The sequence below is a fragment of the Pseudomonas sp. TNT2022 ID642 genome (assembly GCF_028656995.1).
Lineage (GTDB): Bacteria > Pseudomonadota > Gammaproteobacteria > Pseudomonadales > Pseudomonadaceae > Aquipseudomonas.
Map to the genome: position 1 here is coordinate 237,385 of NZ_JAMDGW010000001.1, position 23,082 is coordinate 260,466.

23 protein-coding genes are annotated in these 23,082 nt (G+C 59.8%); 11 read left to right on the plus strand and 12 right to left on the minus strand.

Going from position 1 to position 23,082, the window contains the following annotated elements:
- Positions 1–76: 76 nt before the first annotated feature.
- From M5G26_RS01045 to M5G26_RS01080, 8 genes are all read right to left on the minus strand, one after another.
- Complete coding sequence (locus tag M5G26_RS01045; RefSeq protein ID WP_273914237.1) at positions 77–304, minus strand: EF-hand domain-containing protein; 228 nt, start codon at positions 302–304, stop codon at positions 77–79.
- A gap of 266 nt (positions 305–570) precedes the next feature.
- Positions 571–2,286 (minus strand): N-acetylglucosamine-specific PTS transporter subunit IIBC, encoded by a 1,716-nt coding sequence (nagE, locus tag M5G26_RS01050; RefSeq protein ID WP_273914238.1) that lies wholly within the window; start codon positions 2,284–2,286, stop codon positions 571–573.
- 35 nt (positions 2,287–2,321) lie between these two features.
- Positions 2,322–4,835 (minus strand): phosphoenolpyruvate--protein phosphotransferase, encoded by a 2,514-nt coding sequence (ptsP, locus tag M5G26_RS01055; RefSeq protein ID WP_273914239.1) that lies wholly within the window; start codon positions 4,833–4,835, stop codon positions 2,322–2,324.
- Positions 4,836–4,970: 135 nt separating this feature from the next.
- On the minus strand, positions 4,971–5,993 hold the full coding sequence (locus tag M5G26_RS01060; RefSeq protein WP_110721222.1) for an SIS domain-containing protein: 1,023 nt from the start codon (positions 5,991–5,993) through the stop codon (positions 4,971–4,973).
- On the minus strand, positions 5,974–7,080 hold the full coding sequence (nagA, locus tag M5G26_RS01065; RefSeq protein ID WP_273914240.1) for an N-acetylglucosamine-6-phosphate deacetylase: 1,107 nt from the start codon (positions 7,078–7,080) through the stop codon (positions 5,974–5,976). Before nagA ends, M5G26_RS01060 begins: the two co-directional genes overlap by 20 nt.
- A 22-nt stretch (positions 7,081–7,102) precedes the next feature.
- Positions 7,103–7,834: a GntR family transcriptional regulator gene (locus M5G26_RS01070; protein ID WP_371929227.1), complete on the minus strand. Its 732-nt coding sequence runs from the start codon at positions 7,832–7,834 to the stop codon at positions 7,103–7,105.
- Positions 7,835–8,121: 287 nt separating this feature from the next.
- Positions 8,122–8,637, minus strand: a complete 516-nt coding sequence (locus tag M5G26_RS01075; protein WP_077571251.1) for a L,D-transpeptidase family protein — start codon at positions 8,635–8,637, stop codon at positions 8,122–8,124.
- 74 nt (positions 8,638–8,711) lie between these two features.
- Positions 8,712–9,266 carry an NUDIX hydrolase gene (locus tag M5G26_RS01080; RefSeq protein ID WP_273914241.1) on the minus strand — a complete coding sequence of 185 codons (555 nt, stop codon included), beginning with the start codon at positions 9,264–9,266 and terminating at the stop codon, positions 8,712–8,714.
- A 147-nt stretch (positions 9,267–9,413) separates the two neighbouring features.
- Between M5G26_RS01080 and M5G26_RS01085 the strand changes: the two genes are divergently transcribed.
- The 5 genes from M5G26_RS01085 (at position 9,414) to purT (ending at position 12,877) form a co-directional block, all read left to right on the plus strand.
- A complete protein-coding gene (locus M5G26_RS01085; RefSeq protein WP_034154815.1) occupies positions 9,414–10,013 on the plus strand; it encodes a CoA pyrophosphatase in 600 nt (199 codons plus the stop codon).
- Positions 10,014–10,060: 47 nt separating this feature from the next.
- The gene (locus tag M5G26_RS01090; protein WP_134174792.1) at positions 10,061–10,585 is read left to right on the plus strand and encodes a gamma carbonic anhydrase family protein; all 525 of its coding nucleotides are present in this window, start codon (positions 10,061–10,063) and stop codon (positions 10,583–10,585) included.
- The gene (locus tag M5G26_RS01095) at positions 10,582–10,791 is read left to right on the plus strand and encodes a DUF1289 domain-containing protein (RefSeq protein ID WP_273914242.1); all 210 of its coding nucleotides are present in this window, start codon (positions 10,582–10,584) and stop codon (positions 10,789–10,791) included. The genes M5G26_RS01090 and M5G26_RS01095 overlap by 4 nt, the downstream gene beginning before the upstream one ends.
- Positions 10,792–11,127: 336 nt before the next feature.
- A complete protein-coding gene (locus M5G26_RS01100) occupies positions 11,128–11,595 on the plus strand; it encodes a VUT family protein (protein WP_038357729.1) in 468 nt (155 codons plus the stop codon).
- 100 nt (positions 11,596–11,695) lie between these two features.
- Positions 11,696–12,877 carry a formate-dependent phosphoribosylglycinamide formyltransferase gene (gene purT / locus M5G26_RS01105; protein ID WP_016986367.1) on the plus strand — a complete coding sequence of 394 codons (1,182 nt, stop codon included), beginning with the start codon at positions 11,696–11,698 and terminating at the stop codon, positions 12,875–12,877.
- A 120-nt stretch (positions 12,878–12,997) separates the two neighbouring features.
- Here purT and M5G26_RS01110 read toward each other — a convergent pair whose 3' ends face one another.
- The 3 genes from M5G26_RS01110 to M5G26_RS01120 all read right to left on the minus strand — a co-directional run bounded on the left by M5G26_RS01110 (position 12,998) and on the right by M5G26_RS01120 (position 16,679).
- On the minus strand, positions 12,998–14,314 hold the full coding sequence (locus tag M5G26_RS01110; protein WP_150691936.1) for an MFS transporter: 1,317 nt from the start codon (positions 14,312–14,314) through the stop codon (positions 12,998–13,000).
- 298 nt (positions 14,315–14,612) lie between these two features.
- The gene (locus M5G26_RS01115; RefSeq protein ID WP_273914244.1) at positions 14,613–15,854 is read right to left on the minus strand and encodes a transporter associated domain-containing protein; all 1,242 of its coding nucleotides are present in this window, start codon (positions 15,852–15,854) and stop codon (positions 14,613–14,615) included.
- Positions 15,855–15,866: 12 nt separating this feature from the next.
- The gene (locus M5G26_RS01120) at positions 15,867–16,679 is read right to left on the minus strand and encodes a cytochrome C assembly family protein (protein WP_137219473.1); all 813 of its coding nucleotides are present in this window, start codon (positions 16,677–16,679) and stop codon (positions 15,867–15,869) included.
- A gap of 210 nt (positions 16,680–16,889) precedes the next feature.
- On the opposite strand from M5G26_RS01120, the gene ffh reads away from it, so the two are divergent.
- The 6 genes from ffh to M5G26_RS01150 all read left to right on the plus strand — a co-directional run bounded on the left by ffh (position 16,890) and on the right by M5G26_RS01150 (position 21,092).
- Positions 16,890–18,266: a signal recognition particle protein gene (ffh, locus tag M5G26_RS01125; protein WP_007908988.1), complete on the plus strand. Its 1,377-nt coding sequence runs from the start codon at positions 16,890–16,892 to the stop codon at positions 18,264–18,266.
- A 311-nt stretch (positions 18,267–18,577) separates the two neighbouring features.
- Entirely contained in the window at positions 18,578–18,829 is a 252-nt protein-coding gene (rpsP, locus tag M5G26_RS01130) for a 30S ribosomal protein S16 (RefSeq protein WP_016986371.1), read from the plus strand.
- Between the two features lie 5 nt (positions 18,830–18,834).
- Positions 18,835–19,371: a ribosome maturation factor RimM gene (gene rimM / locus M5G26_RS01135; RefSeq protein WP_034154824.1), complete on the plus strand. Its 537-nt coding sequence runs from the start codon at positions 18,835–18,837 to the stop codon at positions 19,369–19,371.
- A gap of 2 nt (positions 19,372–19,373) precedes the next feature.
- On the plus strand, positions 19,374–20,126 hold the full coding sequence (gene trmD, locus M5G26_RS01140) for a tRNA (guanosine(37)-N1)-methyltransferase TrmD (RefSeq protein ID WP_008081628.1): 753 nt from the start codon (positions 19,374–19,376) through the stop codon (positions 20,124–20,126).
- Positions 20,127–20,171: 45 nt separating this feature from the next.
- Positions 20,172–20,522, plus strand: a complete 351-nt coding sequence (gene rplS, locus M5G26_RS01145; RefSeq protein WP_003175895.1) for a 50S ribosomal protein L19 — start codon at positions 20,172–20,174, stop codon at positions 20,520–20,522.
- Between the two features lie 156 nt (positions 20,523–20,678).
- On the plus strand, positions 20,679–21,092 hold the full coding sequence (locus tag M5G26_RS01150) for an acyl-CoA thioesterase (protein ID WP_093436815.1): 414 nt from the start codon (positions 20,679–20,681) through the stop codon (positions 21,090–21,092).
- Positions 21,093–21,185: 93 nt separating this feature from the next.
- Here the strand turns inward: M5G26_RS01150 and M5G26_RS01155 are convergent, their stop codons facing one another.
- Positions 21,186–22,994 carry a cation:proton antiporter gene (locus M5G26_RS01155; RefSeq protein WP_273914245.1) on the minus strand — a complete coding sequence of 603 codons (1,809 nt, stop codon included), beginning with the start codon at positions 22,992–22,994 and terminating at the stop codon, positions 21,186–21,188.
- Between the last annotated feature and the right edge of the window lie 88 nt (positions 22,995–23,082).

Sequence of the window (23,082 nt, forward strand, 5' to 3'; positions counted from 1 at the left end):
TGGATCGAGTCGATCCACAAACCTGATAAACGAAAAACCCGGTATTGACCGGGTTTTTCAAATCAGCCGGTAAGGCTCAATTTGGTTTTACAACTTGGCTAGCGAGGTATTCGTCCAGATCCAGGCCATCATCCCTGTTCAAATTGAAGGATTCCCAAACTTCCCTTCTGAGTTCCTTTGCGAATCCCTGGGTATTTTTGCTGAACTCTTCAAGAGTAATGCTGCCGTCACCATCTAGATCAAGCTCCCGATATTTTTCCTCTAGGTGCGCACGCTGCTCTGCATCAGTCATTTTCTTTGCCATGTTGCAGACCTCCGTCAGTCAGTGTCGGAACATCAAGGCTACGGCGTTGAAACGGCCTGATTCTTTTAACGTAATGGCCTCATGAAGGTCGGTCAACTGTCAGACCTGACAGTTGACAGGTTCAGATTACAAAGGGTGATTCATACTTCTTGCAGGAGCTGTCGAGTGCAACGAGGCTGCGATCTTTTGATCTTTCTTTTGACTGCCAAAAAACAGAGTCAAAAGATCGCAGCCTGCGGCAGCTCCTGCACGGAGGCTATGGCAGGTCAGACCTTGGCGCTGACTTCGCTGCGATTGATCAGGCTGTCCAGCGCCCCACTCAAACTCGCCGCCTTGTCCCCGACCAGCAAATGCCAGACTCCACCCTCCAGCTGGCTGACGCCCTGACACCCCAACTCTTTCAACTGTGCTTCAGACAATGCTTTGCCGTTCGCCAATTGCAGGCGAATTCGCGTCATCGCGATGCAGTCCAGTTGCAGCACATTGTCGCCACCGCCCAACGCGGTCAGCCATTGCTGCGCCTCGGAACCGGCAATCCCAATGGCTTTTGGCTCATCAGCAACAACAGCGGTTTCAACCTGAACGGTACGTCCCAGAGATGGCATCGCCAGGCGAATCTCATCCGCAATGCTGTCCGCCATCGGCCCGACAACAACCTGCAAGCTCCCGCCTTTGCCCGGGCGAACAACTGCCATCGCACCTAGCGCTTTCAGATCCGCATCCGACGCCTTGTTGCGATCGATCATCTCCAGGCGCAACCGCGTGGTGCACGCGCCGACAGTGAGCAAATTCTCTGCTCCGCCCAATGCCTTGATGTAAGCACTGGCGCGTTGGTTTTCCGTGAGCACGGTTTTTTCACTCACCGCCACATCTTCGCGCCCCGGCGTCTTCAGATTGAAGCGACGGATACAGAAATCAAACACCGCGTAATACACCACGGCATAGGCCAGCCCGACCGGGATCACCAACCAGCCATTGGTCGAACGCCCCCAGCCCAGCACCATGTCGATAAAACCACCGGAGAAGGTGAAACCGAGGTGAATGTTCAACGCATTGGTAATCGCCATCGACAACCCGGTCAGCAGCGCATGCAGCAGGTACAACAGCGGCGCCAGAAACATGAAGGCGAATTCAATCGGCTCGGTCACCCCGGTCAAAAACGAAGTCAGCGCCATCGACAGGAAGATCCCGCCCATGACCTTGCGGCGTTCCGGCAGCGCATTGCGGTACATCGCCAGACACGCCGCCGGCAGGCCGAAGATCATCATCGGGAACATGCCGGTCATGAACTGGCCACCCTTTGGATCGCCAGCGAAGTAGCGCGACAGGTCACCCGTGACCAGAGCCCCGGTGGTTGGGTCGGTGAAGTTGCCGAACACGAACCACGCCATGTTGTTGAGGATGTGGTGCAGGCCCGTCACGATCAGCAGGCGGTTGAACACGCCAAACACGAACGCACCGATGCTGCCGCTTTCCATCATCAAGGCGCCAAAGGCGTTGATGCCGTGCTGGATTGGCGGCCAGATGTAGCCGAACACCACGCCTAGACCCACCGCCGCGAACCCGGTGACAATCGGCACGAACCGTCGGCCGCCGAAGAATGCCAGGTACTCCGGCAACTTGATGTCCTTGAAGCGGTTGTACAGCGCGCCGGCCATCAGGCCGCTGACGATCCCGGCGAGCATGCCCATGTTGATGCTCGCATCGAGCACCTTGAGCGTGGAGATCATCACCAGATAACCGATCACCCCGGCCAGGCCGGCGGTGCCGTTGTTGTCCTTGGCGAAACCGACGGCGATACCGATGGCGAAGATCATCGCCAGGTTGGCGAAGATCACTTGGCCGGCGTCGTGGATGATCGCGATGTTCAAAAGGTCAGTGTCACCCAGACGCAGCAACAGGCCGGCAATCGGCAGGATCGCGATCGGCAGCATCAGCGCGCGGCCGAGGCGTTGCAGGCCTTCGATGAAGAGTTGGTACATGGTGGTTCTCCCGGCTCTTTATAGAGAGCTTGTTGTTAGGGCAGCGGCCAATGCTGGTGGCAGGCGTGACGGACGGCGGCGGCGCTGCTCAGCTTGAGCAGGTCGCGGCTGAGGCGCTGACATTCGGCTTCGTGGACCTGGCGCACGCGATCCTTGATTTCGCCGATCTGCACCGGGCTGACGGAGAGTTCGGTGACGCCCAGACCGATCAGCACGGGCGTGGCGAGCGGGTCGGAGGCGAGGGCGCCGCAGACGCCGACCCAGCGCTTGTGCACCGCCGCGCCTTCGCAGGTCATGGCGATCAAACGCAGCAGCGCCGGATGCAAGGCATCGACGCGGGCTGCCAAACCTGCGTGATCGCGATCCATGGCCAGGGTGTATTGCGACAGGTCGTTGGTGCCGATCGAGAGGAAGTCGGCGTGTTCGGCCAGTTGTTCGGCTTGCAGCGCGGCGGCGGGGACTTCGATCATCACGCCGATTTCCGGGCGCTGAGTCACACCCAGTTCGATGCACAACGCATCGACGCGCTGGCGGATGTGCAGCAGCTCATCCACTTCGGTGACCATCGGCAGCAGGATCCGGCAGCGGTGCAGCGGGCTGACTTGCAGCAGTGCGCGCAATTGTTGATCGAGGATTTCCGGACGCGCCTGAGCCAGACGAATGCCACGCAAACCGAGCACCGGGTTGGCTTCGATCGGCAGCGGCAGGTAATCGAGTTGCTTGTCGCCGCCGACGTCGATGGTGCGGATGATTACCGAGTGATCGCCCATTGCATCCAGCACGCCTTGATAGGCAGCACGCTGTTCTTCGACGTCCGGGGCGGTCTGGCGATCGACGAACAAAAACTCAGTGCGCAGCAAGCCAACACCATCGGCACCGTTGGCGAAGGCGTCCGCCGCTTCACTGCTGGAGGCGACATTGGCGACGACTTCGATGTGCACGCCATTTCGCGTTTCGGCCGGCAAATGGGCCTTGGCTTGTTGCGCGTCGCGGCGTTGTTGGCGGTCGATTTGCGCCTGTTGCACTTCGGCCAGACGTTCAGCGTTGGGGGTCAGTTCCAGGCGACCGCCGTCGGCATCGAGCACGACCGATTGACCTTGCGGCTGATCAAGCAGCGTCGAACCCAGCGCCACCATGCACGGCAAGCCTTTACCGCGCGCCAGAATCGCCACATGTGAAGTCGCGCCACCCTCGGCCATGCACAACCCGGCGACACCTTGAGCGCTTAGTTGCAGCAGATCCGATGGCGTCAGCTCATGTGCAGCAACAATGGCGCCGGCCGGCACATCGTAATGCCAGGCCTCACCGAGCAACGCGCGCAGCACGCGTTGTTTGAGGTCGCGCAGATCGTTGGCGCGTTCCGCCAACAGTGCGCTGCCGGTGTGTTGCAGGACTTCGCACTGCACATCGATCGACTGGCTCCAGGCGTGAGTCGCCGCAGTGCCTTGTTCAATGGATTGCTGCGCGGCATCGAGCAGTGCCGGGTCTTCCAGCAGTGCCAAATGCGCGGCGAAGATTGCTTCTTCATCAGTGTTCTTGTGCTTTTTCGCTTGGGTGAGGGTGCCGTCGATTTCGCTGCGCACTTGAATCAGTGCAGCTTCAAGCACCTGCTGTTGTTGCAGCGAATCGTGATTGCCCGCATCCACCGGCAAACTGATCGCGTTCAAGCGAAACAGTGGCCCGCCAACCAATCCCGGCGCGGCGCAGACACCGTGCAACACACCTGCTTCGGCCGGACGTTTAAGAGGCGCAACATGGATCGGCGCAGCAGAGTGATGATCATCCGGCAGCGCCGTGGCCAACGCCGTTAGCAACGCCTGCAGCGCCGCTTCGGCATCCGGCCCCTGACAGCTGACCTGCACTTCATCCTGCTCGCCAACCGCCAGGCCCATCAGACCGATCAGGCTGTTGCACGGTGCCGATTTGCCGGCGAAGTGCAGTTGCGACTGGCTCTTGAAACCTTGCGCAGTCTGCCGAATCAGCGCGGCAGGGCGCGCATGCAAACCACCGCGATGAGCCACCAGTACATGACCATGAACCTCGGGCCCGCCGACGACTTCAGCGTGCGCTGCCGAACCGTTGCGCGCCACAATGTGCAGCAGCGGCTCGCCGACTTTCACCGCTTTCAACGTGATCGGCCGTACCTGGAAATCCTGGCTGTTGGTCAGGATCAACAGGCTGACCAGGCTTTTGCATTGCTGGCCGACCTTGTCGAGGTCATAGCGCAGCAACGGCTGGCCCTTGCTGACGCGCGTGCCATCCTTGACCAGCATCGAAAAGCCTTCGCCGTTCAGTTCAACGGTGTCGAGACCCAGATGCAAAAGGATTTCCGCACCGTTGTCGGCACGCACGGTGAGGGCGTGGCCGGTGCGCGCGACATGGATGATCACCCCGGCGCACGGCGAATACAGCGTGTCGTTGATCGGATCGATGGCAATGCCATCGCCCATCGCGCCGCTGGCGAACACCGCGTCCGGGACTTTGGCGAGCGTGAGCACCGGGCCGCTGAGCGGGGCGCTGAGGGTCAGCTCTTTATTGTTGTTGTGCATGGCTCGGTCTCATCGGTTAAATCTCGGTTCGATGTCCCTGTAGGAGCTGCCGAAGGCTGCGATCTTTTGATCTTGTTTTTTTGGATCAAAATCAAAAGATCGCAGCCTTCGGCAGCTCCTACAGGCTTGCTTCAATTAGTGCGTGCGGGTCACTTTGCTCAGGTGGCGCGGCTGATCCGGGTCCATGCCACGGGCCACGGCCAGACCGGCAGCCATCACATAGAAACTCTGAATTGCCAGAATCGGATCGAGGGCCGGGTGCTCGGCGCGGGTCAGGGTCAGATCGCGTTCGCTCACGTCGTCCGGCGCGGCCAGCAACACGCGGGCGCCGCGTTGACGCATTTCTGCCGCCAGACTCAACAGACCAGCCTGTTCGGCGCCGCGTGGGGCGAAGACCAGCAGCGGATAGTGTTCGTCGATCAGTGCCATCGGGCCGTGACGGACTTCGGCGCTGCTGAAGGCTTCGGCCTGAATTGCCGAGGTTTCCTTGAATTTCAGCGCGGCCTCTTGAGCGATGGCGAAACCGGCACCACGGCCGATGACCATCAAACGCTCGCAATCGCGCAGCGCTTCGATGGCCACGCTCCAGTCCTGTTTCGCTGCTTCGCGCAGGCCTTCGGGCAGGGCGTTGCCGGCTTCGAGCAATTCGCTGTCCTCTTTCCAGTGCGCGATCAACCGGGCGCTGGCGCTGAGGGTGGCGATAAAACTCTTGGTCGCAGCGACGCTGCTTTCAGTACCCGCGAGCAGCGGCACGCTGAATTCACAGGCAGCTTCCAGTGGTGAATCGGCAGCGTTGACCATCGACACACTGAGCGCGCCACGCTTGCGCAACAGACGCAGGCTGTTGACCAGATCCGGGCTCTGTCCCGACTGCGAGAACGCGAACGCGACCTGACCGCTGACCTTCAACGGCGCCTGCTGCATGGTCACCACCGACATCGGCAACGACGCCACCGGCACACCCAGTTGCTGCATGGTCAGGTAGGCGAAGTAGCTCGCCGCGTGGTCGGAGCTGCCGCGCGCAACGGTCATCGCCACTTGTGGTGGCTGACGGCGCAGGCGCCCGGCGATCTCGATCATTTGCGGGTCGAGCTGTTGCAGTTGGGCTTGCACGGCCTCGAACGAGGACAGCGCCTCCTCAAGCATTTTTGAAGTCAATGTCTTCTCCTTCGACCATGACGGCGGTCAGTGTGAGTGAGCGATCGAGCCGCACGCAGTCGGCCCAGGCCCCCGGTTGCAGACGCCCGCGTTCAGTAATGCCGAGGTAGTCGGCGGGGAATTGTGAAAGACGTTGCGAGGCCTCGCTGATCGGCAAACCGATCTTCACCAGATTGCGCAGGGCCTGATCCATGGTCAGCGTGCTGCCGGCCAGGGTGCCGTCGGGCAGGCGTACGCCGCCCAGGCATTTGGTCACCGTGTGGCTGCCGAGCTTGTATTCACCGTCGGGCATGCCGGCGGCAGCGGTCGAATCGGTGACGCAATACAGGCACGGGATCGAGCGCAGAGCCACGCGAATCGCGCCGGGATGCACGTGCAGCAAATCCGGAATCAGCTCGGCGTATTTGGCGTGAGCCAATGCGGCGCCGACGATGCCCGGCTCGCGGTGATGCAACGGGCTCATGGCGTTGTAGAGGTGGGTGAAACTGGTGGCGCCGGCATCCAGCGCGGCGACACCTTCCTCGTAACTGCCGAGGGTGTGACCGATCTGCATGCGCACGCCACGGCTGCTCAGCTCTCGGATCAAACCGTCATGACCGGCGATTTCCGGGGCGATGGTGATCACGCGGATCGGTGCCAGCGCCAGGTATTCTTCGACTTCGGCCATCAACGCGGTGTGGGCGAAATTCGGTTGCGCGCCGAGTTTGCCGGGGTTGATATACGGGCCTTCGAGGTGCACGCCGAGGACCCGCGCGGTACCTTTCGGACGCTGCTCGCAGAATGCTCCGACTTCTTTCAAAACGCTGGAGATCTCGGCACTCGGCGCGGTCATGGTGGTGGCCAGCAGCGAGGTGGTGCCGAAACGCACGTGGGTTCTGGTGATGGTTTCGAAGGCGCTGGCGCCTTCCATGATGTCTTTGCCGCCGCCGCCATGGACGTGCAGGTCGATGAAGCCCGGCAGCAGATACGGCAAGTCATTACTCGCCGGATCGCAGGGCACGCCTTCGATCGACACGACTTTGCCGTGTTCGTGGATCAGCCGGCCGCGAACCCAGCCGCTGGCGGTGAGGATGTTGTCTTCGGACATTTTGATTCTCGCTTTGGGCCGCCTAGCGGCGCAGCTCTGCAACAAAGTCGTAATAGTCGTTACGGCAATAGGTGTCGGTGACTTCGATCGGTGTGTTGTCTTCCAGGTAGCCGACGCGAGTCATCAGCAGCATCGCAGTGCCGGGGGCGATGCCGACCAGTGCGGCGAACTCGTCCGAGGCGTTGATTGCCTGGATGTGCTGCAAGGCGCGGACGATCGGTTTGCCGATGCCGTCGAGGTATTCGTAGAGCGAATCGCCGACCAGTTGCGGCTTGGGCATGATCGAGGCGGGCAGGGTGCTCATTTCGATGGCCATAACGGTGTCATCGGCTTTGCGCAGACGCTTCATGCGCGCGACCTTGTCGTTCGGCGACAGGCTGAGGCGGATCAGTTCTTCGTGGGTCGGCAGGGTGATTTCGCGCTCTAGCCATTTCGAGCTAGGCACGAAACCCTTCAAACGCAGCATCTCGCTGAATCCGGAGAGGCGCGACAGCGGTTGTTCGAGGCGTGGGGTGATGAAGGTCCCGGAACCTTGCAGGCGACGGATCAGGCCTTGATCAAGGAGGACTTCCAGTGCCTTGCGTGCAGTCACTCGGGAAATGCCCAGTTGCTCGCAGAGATTGCGTTCCGAGGGCATCGCCTGCTCGGATTTCCACTGTCCGGCATGAATCGCAGCTTCCAGGTTGCGTGCCAGTTGCAGGTACAGCGGCGTCGGCTGGGAGTCATCGGGACGTAGGGCGTGGAGGTCGTTCATGTAGGGCATTTCCGTCGCGAGTATAGGATTGTTGTGGCTCGCTTGTGGGGCGGAAATTAATACCACTTGAATACCATGTCAACGCGATGAAACAGCGCCATGTCTAATGAATTGGCGGTATTCAGGGGGTGTGGTTTCAAGTGGTATTAGTGCTGGACTAGGAAAAGCAAAAGATCGCAGCCTGCGGCAGCTCCTACAGTTGAGAGTGGTATCACCCTTGTAGGCGCTGCCGCAGGCTGCGATCTTTTTGATTTATTTTTTAATGCCGACCAATGGTCGTGAGGAAGTTAAGGGCGGATTTCGACCATCGTGCCGTCCGGCACCAGATTCCATACTTCGCGCATGTCGACGTTACGCATGGCGACGCAGCCGTCAGTCCAGTCGAGGGTGTGGAACAGGTCTTCCGGGGTTTCTTCCGAATCCGGCGTGCCATGGATCATGATCATCCCGCCAGGCTCGACGCCTTCACGCCGGGCGCGGGCCGAGTCGCTGATGTTCGGGTAGGAAATGTGCATCGACAGATTGAATTTGTCGCTGGTCTTGCGCCAGTCGATCCAATAGAAACCTTCCGGTGTGCGTTTGTCGCCTTCAATCAGTTTCGGACCTTTTTTAGCGCCTTTGCCCAGAGAGATGCGATAGGTTTTCAGCGGCTTGCCGTCAGCGATCAGTTGCAGTTGATGCGCCGATTTGAGCACCAGGACTTTCTCGATGAGCGGGGTATTCGCAGGCGTCACGGTGGTCACGAAGGACGCTTGGGAGACGGTAACGAACGACAGGCAGAACAGGGCAAGCAACCAGCGCATTGAAACGATTCCCCAAGGAGTGAAGCAAACAGGTTTTGTGTAGGAGCTGCCGCAGGCTGCGATCTTTTGATCTTCTAACCGACAATCACCGGCTGCACCAACGGCGGAATCGATTCCGAACGCACAGGATACGTCTCGACGCGCCGATCAGCGAAGAAGCATTCTAAGGTACGCCCCACTGTGCGGAAAGCCAGCTCGTCCCAGGGAATGTCGGCTTCGTCGAATAGTTGCACTTCAAGGCTCTCGGGGCCGGCGGCAAAGTCCAGATCGACCAGTTCGGCACGGAAGAACACATGCACCTGACTGATGTGCGGCACATCGATCAATGTGTAGATGCTCAGATTGCGCACACGGGCGCAGGCTTCTTCGGCAGTTTCACGCACGACGGCCTGCTCGATCGTTTCGCCGTTCTCCATGAAACCGGCGGGCAATGTCCAGTAACCGAGGCGCGGCTCGATGGCACGACGGCAGAGCAACACTTTGGTGCCCCAGGTCGGCACGCAGCCGGCGACGATATTGGGGTTCTGATAGTGAATGGTCTGACAGCTGTCACAGACAAATCGCAGCCGCGAATCGCCTTCGGGAATGCGCTGGGTGACCGGGTTACCGCAGTGGCTGCAAAATTTCATGCTGGGCTTCCTGAATGCTGCGCCTATCTTGGCGTGCAGCGGTGCCGGTCGGCAAGTTGTCGTTTCGCGACACGACGGGTTTCGGGGGCTTGGGCGCTCGCATTGATTGGTGCATGATGCGGGGTAAGGCACTGATCGAGAACACTCATGCTGGACGAGCTACTGCATAGGGTAAGCAACCACACACCGCGCACGCTGGAGACCGACACACGTTTCCCCGAGGCCGCCGTTCTGGTGCCGATCACCCGCAGTGACGAGCCGGAACTGGTACTGACCCTGCGCGCCAGCGGGCTTTCGACCCACGGTGGCGAAGTTGCCTTCCCCGGCGGCCGCCGCGATCCGGAAGACCCGGACCTGATCTTTACCGCGCTACGTGAGGCCGAAGAAGAAATCGGCCTGCCGCCGGGCCTGGTAGAAGTCATTGGTCCACTCAGCCCCCTGATTTCCCTGCACGGCATCAAGGTCACACCGTATGTCGGCGTCATTCCCGATTTTGTCGAGTACCGTGCCAATGATGCCGAAATCGCAGCCGTGTTCAGTGTGCCGCTGGAGTTCTTCCGCAAAGACCCGCGCGAACACACTCACCGCATCGACTATCAGGGTCGCAGCTGGTACGTACCGAGTTATCGATTTGGTGAATACAAGATCTGGGGGCTGACGGCGATCATGATCGTAGAGTTGATCAACCTGCTCTATGACGCGAAAATCAGCCTGCATGAGCCACCCAAAAGCTTTATCAATACCTGAAGCCGTCGTCCGAACGGTCATTCACCGTGAGCCCTGAGGGAAACAAGATGAAATACCGCTTGGGCGACGCCCGTGTCGAGACCCATCCACAGAGCTGGGTCGCCCCCAATGCCGTGCTGGTGGGCAAGGTCAAACTCGAAGAGGGTGCGAACGTCTGGTTCAACGCCGTGCTGCGCGGCGACAACGAGCTGATCCTGATTGGCAAGAACAGCAACGTGCAGGACGGCACAGTGATGCACACCGACATGGGCTTTCCACTGACCATTGGCACCGGCGTGACCATCGGCCATAACGCCATGCTCCACGGCTGCACGGTCGGTGATTACAGCTTGATCGGTATTAATGCGGTGATTCTCAACGGCGCGAAGATCGGCAAGAACTGCATCATCGGCGCCAACTCGCTGATCGGCGAAGGCAAGGAAATTCCTGACGGCTCGCTGGTGATGGGCTCGCCGGGCAAGGTCGTGCGTGAGCTGACCGAGGCGCAGAAGAAGATGCTCGAAGCCAGCGCCGCGCACTATGTGCATAACTCACAGCGTTATGCGCGCGATCTGGTTGAGCAGGAAGAATGAGCACGCCCGAAAGACCGGTCGCCTCGCCGTGCGTGAATATTTGTGCGCTGGATGAGGCTGACATCTGCACCGGCTGCCAGCGTACGGTCGAGGAGATCACCCGCTGGGGCCGTATGAGCAATGACGAGCGCCGTGTGGTGTTGGGGTTGTGTCATGAGCGAGCGAAGGCGAGTGGGTTGGTGTGGATGATCCCTTCGAAGTCGTGATCGGCTTGAGAGTGCCCTCACCCTAGCCCTCTCCCAGGGGGAGAGGGGACTGACCGAAGTGTCTTTCGCTATACGCCGACCTGACATGTCGAGTCGGCCTCAAGATTTGAAAGGCCCCCAACAGGCTCCCTTCCCTTCGTTTGAAGGGGGAGGGAATGACCGGGTTGATTGTTCGGTCCGTACCGGCCTGCGTTCTCCAGTCGAACTCGGGATTCGATTCAACGAAGATCTGCTCCCTTTCCCCCTCGCCCCCCTTGGGGGAGAGGGCTGGGGTGAGGGGGTGGCTCTTGATCTGCCGGTCCAGTAATCTGTGCGCCAATCTGCCAGGTCGCCTCCATGATTTTCCTCATCGCCTACATCAGCAGCGTCGTGCTGATCAACTTCGCCTTCTCCACCGCGCCACACCTGGACATCATCTGGTCGGCCTGGGGCGGCTTGGTCTTCGTGCTGCGCGATATGGTGCAAACCCGTTTCGGCCACGGCGCCATCGTGGCAATGCTGGCGGCGCTGGTGCTGTCCTACGTCACCTCCGATCCCTCCATCGCGCTGGCCAGTGCCACGGCGTTCGCGGTCTCCGAGTGCATCGACTGGCTGGTGTTCAGCATCACCAAGCGACCTTTGCGCGACCGCTTGTGGATCAGTTCGGCGCTGAGCATTCCCCTCGATACTTTCATCTTCTTCGGCATGATCGACTTGCTGACGCCACCGGTGATCATCACCGCTTTGCTGTCGAAATTCGCCGGGGTTACCGCCGTCTGGCTGATCATGGCCTGGCGCGATCGCAAACAGGCCGTCGCCGGCTGAAGCCAAACCCTCGGGTTCATGTAAAATGCCGCGCTTTCTCCCCATGGAAAGCGCGTCTGGCGTTGCTTTCCTCGATGATCCGCTTCTTTGAGGACCTGAGATGACCCGTATCGGAACTCCATTGTCGCCAACCGCGACCCGCGTATTGCTGTGTGGCTGTGGTGAGTTGGGCAAGGAAGTGGTGATCGAACTGCAACGCCTGGGCGTTGAAGTGATCGCTGTCGACCGTTACGCCAACGCGCCGGCCATGCAAGTTGCGCATCGCAGCCACGTGATCAACATGCTCGACGGCGCCGCTCTGCGCGCAGTGATCGAAGCCGAGAAGCCGCACTTTATCGTGCCGGAAATCGAAGCCATCGCCACTGCCACTCTGGTTGAGCTGGAAGCCGAAGGCTTCACCGTGATCCCGACCGCGCGTGCTGCGCAACTGACCATGAACCGCGAAGGCATCCGTCGTCTGGCCGCCGAAGAGCTGGACCTGCCGACCTCGCCTTACCACTTTGCCGACACCTTCGAGGACTACAGCAAGGCCGTTGAGGACCTGGGCTTCCCCTGCGTCGTCAAACCGGTGATGAGTTCGTCGGGTAAAGGTCAGAGCCTGCTGCGCAGCGTCGATGACGTGCAGAAAGCCTGGGATTACGCGCAGGAGGGCGGTCGCGCCGGCAAAGGTCGGGTGATCATCGAAGGCTTTATCGATTTCGACTATGAAATCACCCTGCTGACTGTGCGCCACATCGGCGGCACCACGTTCTGCGCGCCGGTCGGTCACCGTCAGGAGAAGGGCGACTATCAGGAATCCTGGCAGCCACAAGCCATGAGCCCGATTGCTCTGGCTGAATCCGAGCGCGTTGCCAAAGCGGTGACTGAAGCGCTGGGCGGCCGTGGTCTGTTTGGCGTTGAGCTGTTCATCAAGGGTGATCAGGTGTGGTTCAGCGAAGTTTCGCCGCGCCCGCATGACACCGGTCTGGTGACGCTGATTTCCCAGGATCTGTCGCAGTTCGCTCTGCACGCCCGGGCAATTCTGGGCCTGCCGGTGCCGCTGATTCGTCAGTTCGGGCCATCGGCTTCGGCGGTGATTCTGGTGGAAGGGCAGTCGACTCAGACCGCATTCGCCAACCTCGGCGCTGCGCTGAGCGAGCCGGACACGGCGTTGCGTCTGTTTGGTAAGCCAGAAGTGAATGGTCAGCGTCGCATGGGTGTGGCGCTGGCGCGGGATGAGTCGATCGAGGCTGCCCGTGCCAAGGCGACCCGCGCTGCTCAGGCTGTTGTCGTAGAACTCTAAACCGAGTTGCGACATTCGCGAGCAGGCTCGCTCCCACATGGGATTGGGTTAACACAGAATCTGTGACCAACCCTAAAACCCTGTGGGAGCGAGCCTGCTCGCGAAGCTTTTGATCTTCTGTCAGGCAATCTGATTCAGGTCGTTATTCTTCGTTTCCTTCAGGCACAGCACCGCAATCAAACTCAGCACCGCCGCCGCCGACACATACCCGCCGACATAACTCAAACCACCCATCGCCACCAGTTTCTGGGCAAAGAACGGCGCCGCCGAGGCCCCGACAATGCCGCCCAGGTTATACGCCGCCGACGCGCCGGTATAACGCACATGGGTCGGAAACAGCTCAGGCAACAGTGCCCCCATTGGCGCAAACGTCACGCCCATCAAGAACAGCTCGATGCACAGAAACAGCGCCACGCCCCAAGTCGAACCCTGAGTCAGCAACGGCTCCATCAGAAAACCGGAAAGAACCGCCAGCACGCCACCGATGATCAGCACCGGTTTGCGCCCATAACGGTCGCTCGCCCAAGCCGACAGCGGCGTCGCAGCGGCCATGAACAACACGGCAAAGCACAGCAAGCCAAGAAACGTTTCGCGGCTATAGCCGAGCGTGGAAACGCCGTAGCTCAGGGAAAACACCGTCGAGATATAGAACAGCGCATAGCACACCACCATCGCCGCCGCGCCCAGCAGCGTCGGTGCCCAATACTGGCTGAACAGCTCGACCAGCGGCACCTTTACCCGTTCCTGGCGGGCGATAGCGTTGGCGAACACCGGCGTTTCGTGCAGCTTCAACCGCACGTACAGACCGACCATCACCAGCGCGGCACTGAGCAGGAACGGAATCCTCCAGCCCCAGCTGCGGAACTGCTCGTCATCAAGGGTCATGGCCAGCGTCAGGAACAAACCGTTGGCCGCGAGAAAACCAATCGAAGGGCCGAGCTGCGGGAACATGCCAAACCAGGCACGTTTGCCTTTCGGCGCGTTTTCCGTGGCGAGCAGGGCGGCACCGCCCCATTCGCCACCCAATCCCAAGCCCTGACCGAAGCGCAGCACACATAACAGAATCGGCGCCCAGGCCCCGATGGTGGCGTATCCCGGCAGCACGCCAATCAGCGTCGTACACACGCCCATCAACAGCAGCGAGGCCACCAGCGTCGATTTGCGCCCGATACGGTCACCAAAATGGCCGAACAACGCCGAGCCCAGCGGTCGCGCCAGAAATGCGATACCAAAGGTAAGAAACGCCGATAGCATCTGCGCCGTGCCCGACGTCTGCGGAAAGAACACCGGCCCGATCACCAGCGCGGCGGCCGTGGCGTAAACATAGAAGTCGTAGAACTCGATCGCGGTGCCGATAAAACTCGCCGTCGCCACGCGGGTAGCGGAATTCGTCGGTTGGGCAGGCGCGGTGTCGCTATAAGCGGTACTGGTCGTCATGCGGTGATCCCTGACAGTCATGAGCTCCGTTGGAGCGAATTATTATGGTCGAGCACCCAGGGATGTGGGATGAGGTGCGGTCGCTGTTTCAGGTAGGAACAGTCGCCGGTGTAATGCAGAAATGGCCGAAACCTGTCAGGTGCGGGGTAAGCACGAGGTTCGGCGGGGCTTGGGTAAGCGCCTCGATTATAGGAAGGGGGCTAACGATCAAACAAGAGCAAAGATCGCAGCCTGCGGCAGCTCCTACATTTGAAATGCGTTCCCCTGTAGGAGCTGCCGCAGGCTGCGATCTTTTGATTTATCGGGCAGGCAGCAAAGCAGGCACAGACGAGGTATGCCAAATCAGCACCTTGCTCACCCGGTTCTCCTCGGTCTCGAGAATCTCCAGCCGATAGCGCCCGATCTTCAAGCAAACCGCACTCTCGGGAATCGTCTCCAGTGCTTCAGTCACCAGCCCGTTCAGGGTTTTCGGCCCATCGCTCGGCAAATGCCAACCCAGGCACTTGTTCAGCTCGCGGATCGACGCGGCACCGTCAATCACCATGCGGCCATCGCCCTGCGGATGAATATGCGGATTATCCAGGCTGTGCTCGCTTTCAAACTCGCCGACTATTTCTTCGAGAATGTCTTCCAGAGTGACGATGCCAAGCACTTCGCCGTACTCGTCGACCACCATGCCGAGGCGGCGTTGTTGCTTGTGGAAGTTCAGCAGTTGCAGTTGCAGCGGCGTGCTTTCCGGCACGAAGTACGGCTCGTAACTGGCGGCCAGCAAGGCTTCGAGCGTCAGATCTCCGTTGCTCAGCAGATGGCGGATCTGCCGGGTATTGAGCACCGCTTCAACCTGATTGATGTCGCTGTGAAATACCGGCAGGCGCGTACGTTTGTTGTGACGCAGTTGCTCAATGATCTCTTCGAGAGAATCGTCGAGGTTGATGCCGTCGACGTCACTGCGCGGCACCAGGATGTCGTTGACCGTGATGTTGTCCAACGCATGAATGCCGGAAACCGGGTGTGCCCGGACCGGGTGTTCTAGATCGTCGTAGCGATCGGCAGGCGAGTCATCTTCGCTTTGCTGCACGACCTGAACCTTGCGCGCAAATGGAGTCATCAGCAAACCGCTGGTACGGCTGAACAGCCAGGCAAACGGATAGACAATCTTCAGTGGCACCGCCAGCAAGGTGTTGCCGAACGCCAGTACGGCATCGGGATAACGCTGGGCGACGGTACGCGGGAAGTAATCGGCAAACACCAGCAGAATTGCGCCGGCACCGAGGCACGCCGCCCACGGGCCGTTTTCTTCGCAGAGGAAGATCGCCAGCAGCGTCGCGATGATCACGGCGAGGGCGCGGCAAAGGGTATTGCAGAGAATCAGGCTGTCGAGCGGGAAGCTCAGCTTCGCCAGCGGTTTATCGCTGGCGCGCGAGGCGGTGCGTTGCGCGAGCAGGTGTTGCTGCGCGATTTCGACGGCGGTAAACAGCCCTGACCATAAAATCAGCAGGACAAATACCGCGAGCATCGGCCCTATGGGCAAAGCGTCCATTTATGCCGCCCGTCAGATGTGCAGGATGTATTCACGAACCAGTTTGCTGCCGAAATACGCCAACATCAGCAGACAGAAACCGGCGAGAGTCCAGCGAATCGCCTTGTGACCGCGCCAGCCGAGACGATTACGGCCCCAGAGCAGTACGCTGAAGACGATCCAGGCCAGGCACGCCAGCAGGGTCTTGTGCACCAGATGCTGAGCGAACAGGTTCTCGACGAACAGCCAGCCGGAAATCAGCGACAGCGACAGCAGTGTCCAGCCGGCCCAGAGGAAGCCGAACAGCAGGCTTTCCATGGTTTGCAGCGGCGGGAAGTTCTTGATCAGCCCGGACGGATGCTTGTGCTTGAGCTGGTGGTCTTGCACCAGCAGCAGCAAGGCCTGGAACACCGCGATGGTGAACATGCCGTAGGCGAGGATCGACAACAGAATGTGCGCGAGGATACCCGGCTCTTCATCGATGATCTGCACAGTGCCGGTCGGCGCGAACTGCGCCAGCAGCACCGTGACCGCACCGAGCGGGAACAGCAGCACCAGCAGGTTTTCCACCGGAATGCGCGAGCAGGCGATCAGCGTCAAGGCGATCACCGCTGCGGCGATCAGGCTGGAGGCGCTGAAGAAGTCCAGGCCCAGACCGATCGGCGTCAGCAAATGCGTGAGCAGGCTGGCAGCGTGGGCCACGACGGCGAAAACGCCGAGGGTAACCAGCAGGCGCTTGTTCGCCTTGGCGCCGGTGGCCAGACGGGTGCTCTGATAAAGGGTCGCAGCGGCATATAGAAGGGCGGCGGCGAGGGTGGTCAATAAACTGGGTGACAAGGGGAGCATAAATCCTGTTAGGCAAGCCCGAAAGGGGCTGAGTTTGGCATAGAACCGCCATGGCACGAAAGACTCAGGAAGCTGACAGCGAGGTGTCCGCCAGCCGCAGTCTTCGCTATAATCCGCGACCTGCCCACGCCGCAGGCTCGCCGAGCACATGTTGATTCCGGTCTGGGCCGCCATTATCCCGGTCTACACAGGGCCTGAAAGGATCGCGCAATGTTTGAAAACTTAACCGACCGTCTCTCGCAGACGCTGCGCCATGTCACCGGCAAAGCGAAGCTGACCGAGGACAACATCAAAGACACCCTGCGTGAAGTGCGCATGGCGTTGCTCGAAGCCGACGTCGCCCTGCCGGTGGTCAAGGACTTCGTCAATTCGGTCAAGGAGCGCGCTGTCGGCACCGAGGTGTCGCGCAGCCTGACGCCGGGCCAGGCGTTCGTGAAGATCGTCCAGGCTGAACTCGAAAGCCTGATGGGCGCGGCCAACGAAGATCTGAACCTGAGCGCAGTGCCGCCCGCCGTGATTCTGATGGCCGGTCTGCAAGGTGCGGGTAAAACCACCACCGCCGGCAAACTGGCGCGCTTCCTTAAAGAGCGCAAGAAAAAGTCGGTCATGGTCGTGTCGGCGGACGTTTACCGCCCGGCAGCTATTAAACAGCTGGAAACCCTGGCCAACGACATCGGCGTGACGTTCTTTCCGTCCGACCTGAGCCAGAAACCGGTGGACATCGCCACCGCCGCTATTAAAGAAGCAAAACTGAAATTCATCGACGTGGTCATCGTCGACACCGCCGGTCGTCTGCACATCGACGAAGAGATGATGGGCGAGATCAAGGCGCTGCACGCCGCGATCAACCCGGTCGAAACCCTGTTTGTGGTTGACGCCATGACCGGTCAGGACGCGGCCAACACGGCCAAGGCCTTCGGTGATGCACTGCCGCTGACCGGTGTGATCCTGACCAAGGTCGACGGCGATGCCCGTGGCGGTGCTGCACTGTCGGTGCGCGCCATCACCGGCAAGCCGATCAAGTTCATCGGTATGGGCGAGAAGAGCGAAGCGCTCGACCCGTTCCACCCTGAGCGTATCGCTTCGCGGATCCTCGGCATGGGCGATGTGCTCAGCCTGATCGAACAGGCCGAAGCGACCCTCGACAAGGACAAGGCCGACAAACTGGCCAAGAAGCTGAAGAAGGGCAAGGGCTTCGACCTCGAAGACTTCCGCGATCAGCTGCAACAAATGAAGAACATGGGCGGCCTCGGCGGGCTCATGGACAAACTGCCGAGCATCGGCGGCGTCAACCTGTCGCAGATGGGTAATGCCCAGAACGCCGCAGAGAAACAATTCAAACAGATGGAAGCCATCATCAATTCCATGACCCCGGCCGAGCGCCGCGACCCTGAGCTGATCAGTGGTTCGCGCAAGCGTCGGATCGCCATGGGTTCCGGCACTCAGGTGCAGGACATCGGTCGCTTGATCAAGCAGCACAAGCAGATGCAGAAGATGATGAAGAAATTCTCCGCCAAGGGCGGTATGGCGAAAATGATGCGCGGCATGGGCGGTATGTTGCCCGGCGGCGGCATGCCAAAAATGTGAGGTGTCCCGTCTCGCCCATTCTGCTCGCCAAAAGTGAGCGAAATGGGTGAGGCAGGACACTAAGACTTCGCCGGTCGTCGCACCGGCGCAGACCCTGCAAGGATGCAGGATCAACAGCAAACCCGCACTCGGCGGGAGCTGACTGGCCGTTTTCATCGACGGCTCTATATGCAAATCCGCACGGCATGCCATAGGCGCCGGAAAAAGTCATTTGCAAAAGTCCGGATATTCCTTAGAATATGCGGCCTTTCGGGCACCCATGCCCGCTGTGCATTTAGATTTGCAGCACCGACTACAGGAACGATGTTCACATGCTAACAATCCGTCTTGCCCTTGGCGGCTCCAAAAAGCGCCCGTTTTACCACCTGACCGTAACCGACTCGCGTAACCCGCGTGACGGCTCCCACAAAGAACAGGTTGGCTTCTTCAACCCTGTTGCCCGTGGTCAGGAAACCCGTCTGTCCGTGAACCAAGAGCGCGTAGCCTACTGGCTGAGCGTTGGTGCACAACCTTCTGAGCGCGTTGCTCAGTTGTTGAAGGAATCTGCCAAGGCTGCGGCCTGAGCAATATGAACGCGACGCCTGCTGTTGCCGATGATTTGATCGTTATTGGCAAAATTTATTCTGTTCATGGCGTTCGCGGCGAAGTGAAGGTTTATTCCTTTACTGATCCGACTGAAAACCTGTTGCAGTACAAAACCTGGACGCTCAAGCGCGAAGGCAATGTGAAACAGGTCGAGCTGGTCAGTGGACGCGGGAGCGACAAGTTCCTGGTCGCGAAGCTCAAGGGTCTCGATGATCGTGAAGAAGCTCGTCTTCTGGCCGGTTATGAGATCTGCGTGCCGCGCAATCTGTTCGCTGAATTGACCGACGGTGAGTACTACTGGTACCAGCTGGAAGGTCTGAAGGTCATCGATACCCTTGGGCAATTGCTCGGGAAAATCGATCATCTTCTGGAAACCGGCGCCAATGATGTAATGGTCGTCAAGCCTTGCGCTGGCAGCCTGGATGATCGCGAACGCCTGTTGCCCTATACGGAGCAATGCGTGTTGGCCGTCGACCTCGCAGCGGGCGAGATGAAGGTGGATTGGGATGCGGACTTCTAAACGTGGCTAATTTGCGCGTAGAAGTGATCAGTTTGTTTCCCGAGATGTTTTCCGCCATCGGCGACTACGGCATCACCAGTCGTGCGGTCAAACAGGGGCTCTTGCAGCTGACCTGTTGGAATCCGCGAGATTACACGACGGATCGGCATCACACTGTGGACGATCGCCCGTTTGGCGGTGGTCCGGGCATGGTGATGAAGATCAAGCCCCTGGAAGATGCTCTGGTTCAGGCCAAGGCAGCAGCCGGGGAGGCGGCGAAGGTGATTTACCTGTCCCCCCAAGGCCGTCAACTGACTCAGTCGGCGGTACGCGAGCTGGCACAATCGGATGCATTGATCCTGATTGCCGGCCGCTATGAAGGCATTGACGAGCGCTTTATTGAGGCTCATGTCGATGAAGAGTGGTCGATTGGCGACTATGTACTGTCTGGCGGCGAGCTGCCGGCGATGGTCCTGATCGATGCGGTTACACGACTGCTGCCTGGAGCTTTAGGGCATGCGGATTCCGCTGAGGAAGATTCCTTTACGGATGGTCTGCTGGATTGCCCGCACTACACCCGACCTGAGGTGTATGCGGATCAGCGTGTTCCCGACGTGTTGCTGAGTGGCAATCACGCGCATATCCGGCGTTGGCGTTTACAGCAGTCCCTTGGTAGGACCTTTGAACGACGCGCCGATCTTCTGGAAAGCCGCTCGCTTTCTGGAGAAGAGAAGAAGCTGCTCGAGGAATACATCCGCGAGCGGGACGATAGTTAACAACGTATCGATGGTAGATCGAACGATTTACCTTAGGAGCACAGCATGACCAACAAAATCATCCTTGCACTCGAAGCAGAGCAGATGACCAAAGAAATCCCTACCTTCGCCCCAGGCGACACTATTGTCGTTCAGGTGAAAGTGAAGGAAGGCGATCGTTCCCGTCTGCAAGCGTTCGAAGGCGTTGTAATCGCCAAGCGTAACCGCGGCGTGAACAGTGCGTTCACCGTTCGTAAAATCTCCAACGGTGTTGGCGTAGAACGTACTTTCCAGACCTACTCCCCGCAGATCGACAGCATGGCTGTTAAACGTCGCGGTGACGTACGTAAAGCCAAGCTGTACTACCTGCGCGACCTGTCGGGTAAAGCAGCTCGCATCAAGGAAAAACTGGCTTAAGTCCAGCTTCCGATGCAGAAAAAAGCAGCCTACGGGCTGCTTTTTTGTTGCCCGAAATTCCCCCCTTTGTAGGAGCTGCCGAAGGCTCGGGCTGCGATCAGACGATCTTTTGACCTTGCTTTCGATCCGCGATCCACTGTTTACGAGCTGTCCGACATGACCCCCCGCGACCAGGAAATCCAACGCCGTACCGAACTCTCGGTGACCCGCGTGACCAAGGCTGTCTTCCCGCCGACCACCAACCACCACAACACCCTGTTCGGCGGCACTGCGCTGGCATGGATGGACGAAGTGTCGTTCATCACCGCCACACGCTTCTGCCGCTTGCCACTGGTGACCGTGTCCACTGATCGCATCGATTTCAATCACGCGATCCCGGCCGGTTCCATCGTCGAGTTGGTCGGGAAGGTGATCAAGGTCGGCAACACCAGCCTCAAGGTCGAGGTGGAAGTGTTTGTTGAAAGCATGAGCTGTGATGGCCGCGAGAAGGCGATTCATGGCCAGTTCAGCTTCGTTGCCATTGATGATGACAAGCGGCCGGTGCCGGTGTTGCCGGGTTTTGCGGCTTGATCTGATACCGAGTCGCGCCATTCGCGAGCAGGCTCGCTCCCACATTGGATCGCGGTCCCCTGTGGGAGCGAGCCTGCTCGCGAAGGCGTCAGCTCAGGCGCCGCTGATCTCAGGCTGAATCAACGCCAGCAGCGTCCACCCCGCCCCAGGCTTCAAAGCAGTCTCCGGTGTCACCACATGCACCCAGCCACTGTCATCGCGCATGAACAACAACGTGGCGCGATTGCCATGCAGTGCGCGGTAATCCTCCCATCCGAAGCCATCCGTCAGCGTCGTGCTGTACAACTCGGCGCCCTGGCCCATCTGACTGGCCAGTTTCGCGTAGGTAAAAGCCTCGCTGCCCAACTGATTGCCACGATGCTCAAGACTCGCCCGGTGCTTGTCGCTGCGACGGCTTTCCTGTCCACTCGCCAAGCCAAACAAACGCTGATGCCCAAAGTCATGACGGAACCGCATCGCCGCCAAGGTATTGAGTTCACCCGACGGCGACAGCGCCAGCAAATGCCCCAGCCCGACCAGATCCAGATGCGCATCGGCATGCTGCGAAGCCGGATTGCCAAAGTACGTCGGCAAACCTTCCATGCGCGCCGCACGAATATTCTCCCAGCTTGAATCGGTCAGCAGCACGCGGCTGCCCAGTTGCTGCAGCGACTTGCCCAACTCCCGCGCAGGACCGTTGGCGCCGACGATCAGAAAACCGCTCGGCGCCGGTTCTGCAACCTTCAACAGGCGAGCCAGCGGTCGTGCCGTGGCGCTCTGCAGCACGACGGTGCCGATAATCACCGCGAAGGTCAGCGGCACCAGCAGCAACGCGCCCTCGTGCCCCGCCTCATGCAGGCGAATCGCGAAAATCGCTGAGACCGCCGCCGCGACTATCCCGCGTGGCGCAATCCAGCACAGCAACGCCCGCTCGCGCCAGCTCAGGCTGGATCCCGCTGTACTGAGCAACACGTTCAACGGCCGGGCGATCAGTTGAATCACCAAAAGCAGAATCAGTACCAGCGGCCCCAGTCCGATCAACGCGTACAGATCCAGGCGCGCCGCCAGCAAAATGAACAGGCCGGAAATCAGCAGCACGCTGAGGTTTTCCTTGAAGTGCAGGATATGCCGCACATCCACGCCCTTCATGTTCGCCAGCCACATGCCCATCAGCGTCACCGCCAACAGTCCCGACTCGTGCATCACGGCGTTCGAAGCGATGAAAATCCCCAGCACCGCCGCCAACGATGCGAGGTTATGCAGATACTCCGGTAGCCACTGCCGGCGGATTACCGTGCCGAGCAGCCAGCCACCGACAATGCCGAACACCGCGCCGCAGAGAATCACGCCGCCAAAGGTGAACAGGCTCTGCTTGAGGCCATGTCCTTCGGCGCTGGCAATGATGAAGCTGTAAACCACCACGGCGAGGAGGGCGCCGATCGGGTCAATGACGATGCCCTCCCAACGCAAAATATTGGCGATCGAGGCTTTCGGCCGCACCACGCGCAGCATCGGTACGATGACGGTCGGGCCGGTGACCAGCGTCAGGCTGCCGAACAGGATGGCCAGCATCCAGTCGAAACCGAGCAGGAAGTGCGTAGCGACCGCGATGACGATCCAGGTCGAGATCGCGCCAATGGTCACCAGACGATGAACGACGCTGCCGATCTCCTTCCACTCCGACAGGTGCAGGGTCAAGCTGCCTTCGAACAGAATCAGCGCGACGGCCAGCGACACCAGCGGCATCAGCAGCGGCCCGAACATTTCCTGCGGATCGAGCCAGCCCAGCACTGGGCCGACCAGAATCCCCGTCAGCAACAAAAACAGAATCGCCGGCAGCTTCAGGCGCCAGGCTAGCCATTGGCAACCCAGCGCCGCCGCGCCAATCCCGCCAAATGCCAAGAGAATTTGCTGCTCGTTCATTGATGCTCCCTGTTCCTTGAAATAGCCGGCTATGAAAGACTAGCGCCCATTCCTACAGTTCACTCTACATTTGCGCACAGTCCATGAG

Coding starts and splice junctions, on each gene's coding strand:
- M5G26_RS01110 (WP_150691936.1), bottom strand. CDS start 14,314: ATGACGACCAGTACCGCTTATAGCGACACCGCGCCTGCCCAACCGACG.
- rplS (WP_003175895.1), top strand. CDS start 20,172: ATGACCAACAAAATCATCCTTGCACTCGAAGCAGAGCAGATGACCAAA.
- ptsP (WP_273914239.1), bottom strand. CDS start 4,835: ATGCACAACAACAATAAAGAGCTGACCCTCAGCGCCCCGCTCAGCGGC.
- nagE (WP_273914238.1), bottom strand. CDS start 2,286: ATGTACCAACTCTTCATCGAAGGCCTGCAACGCCTCGGCCGCGCGCTG.
- M5G26_RS01150 (WP_093436815.1), top strand. CDS start 20,679: ATGACCCCCCGCGACCAGGAAATCCAACGCCGTACCGAACTCTCGGTG.
- M5G26_RS01045 (WP_273914237.1), bottom strand. CDS start 304: ATGGCAAAGAAAATGACTGATGCAGAGCAGCGTGCGCACCTAGAGGAA.
- M5G26_RS01115 (WP_273914244.1), bottom strand. CDS start 15,854: ATGGACGCTTTGCCCATAGGGCCGATGCTCGCGGTATTTGTCCTGCTG.
- ffh (WP_007908988.1), top strand. CDS start 16,890: ATGTTTGAAAACTTAACCGACCGTCTCTCGCAGACGCTGCGCCATGTC.
- M5G26_RS01155 (WP_273914245.1), bottom strand. CDS start 22,994: ATGAACGAGCAGCAAATTCTCTTGGCATTTGGCGGGATTGGCGCGGCG.
- M5G26_RS01120 (WP_137219473.1), bottom strand. CDS start 16,679: ATGCTCCCCTTGTCACCCAGTTTATTGACCACCCTCGCCGCCGCCCTT.
- M5G26_RS01080 (WP_273914241.1), bottom strand. CDS start 9,266: ATGAAATTTTGCAGCCACTGCGGTAACCCGGTCACCCAGCGCATTCCC.
- rimM (WP_034154824.1), top strand. CDS start 18,835: ATGAACGCGACGCCTGCTGTTGCCGATGATTTGATCGTTATTGGCAAA.
- M5G26_RS01100 (WP_038357729.1), top strand. CDS start 11,128: ATGATTTTCCTCATCGCCTACATCAGCAGCGTCGTGCTGATCAACTTC.
- nagA (WP_273914240.1), bottom strand. CDS start 7,080: ATGTCCGAAGACAACATCCTCACCGCCAGCGGCTGGGTTCGCGGCCGG.
- M5G26_RS01085 (WP_034154815.1), top strand. CDS start 9,414: ATGCTGGACGAGCTACTGCATAGGGTAAGCAACCACACACCGCGCACG.
- M5G26_RS01090 (WP_134174792.1), top strand. CDS start 10,061: ATGAAATACCGCTTGGGCGACGCCCGTGTCGAGACCCATCCACAGAGC.
- M5G26_RS01095 (WP_273914242.1), top strand. CDS start 10,582: ATGAGCACGCCCGAAAGACCGGTCGCCTCGCCGTGCGTGAATATTTGT.
- rpsP (WP_016986371.1), top strand. CDS start 18,578: ATGCTAACAATCCGTCTTGCCCTTGGCGGCTCCAAAAAGCGCCCGTTT.
- M5G26_RS01075 (WP_077571251.1), bottom strand. CDS start 8,637: ATGCGCTGGTTGCTTGCCCTGTTCTGCCTGTCGTTCGTTACCGTCTCC.
- purT (WP_016986367.1), top strand. CDS start 11,696: ATGACCCGTATCGGAACTCCATTGTCGCCAACCGCGACCCGCGTATTG.
- M5G26_RS01070 (WP_371929227.1), bottom strand. CDS start 7,834: ATGAACGACCTCCACGCCCTACGTCCCGATGACTCCCAGCCGACGCCG.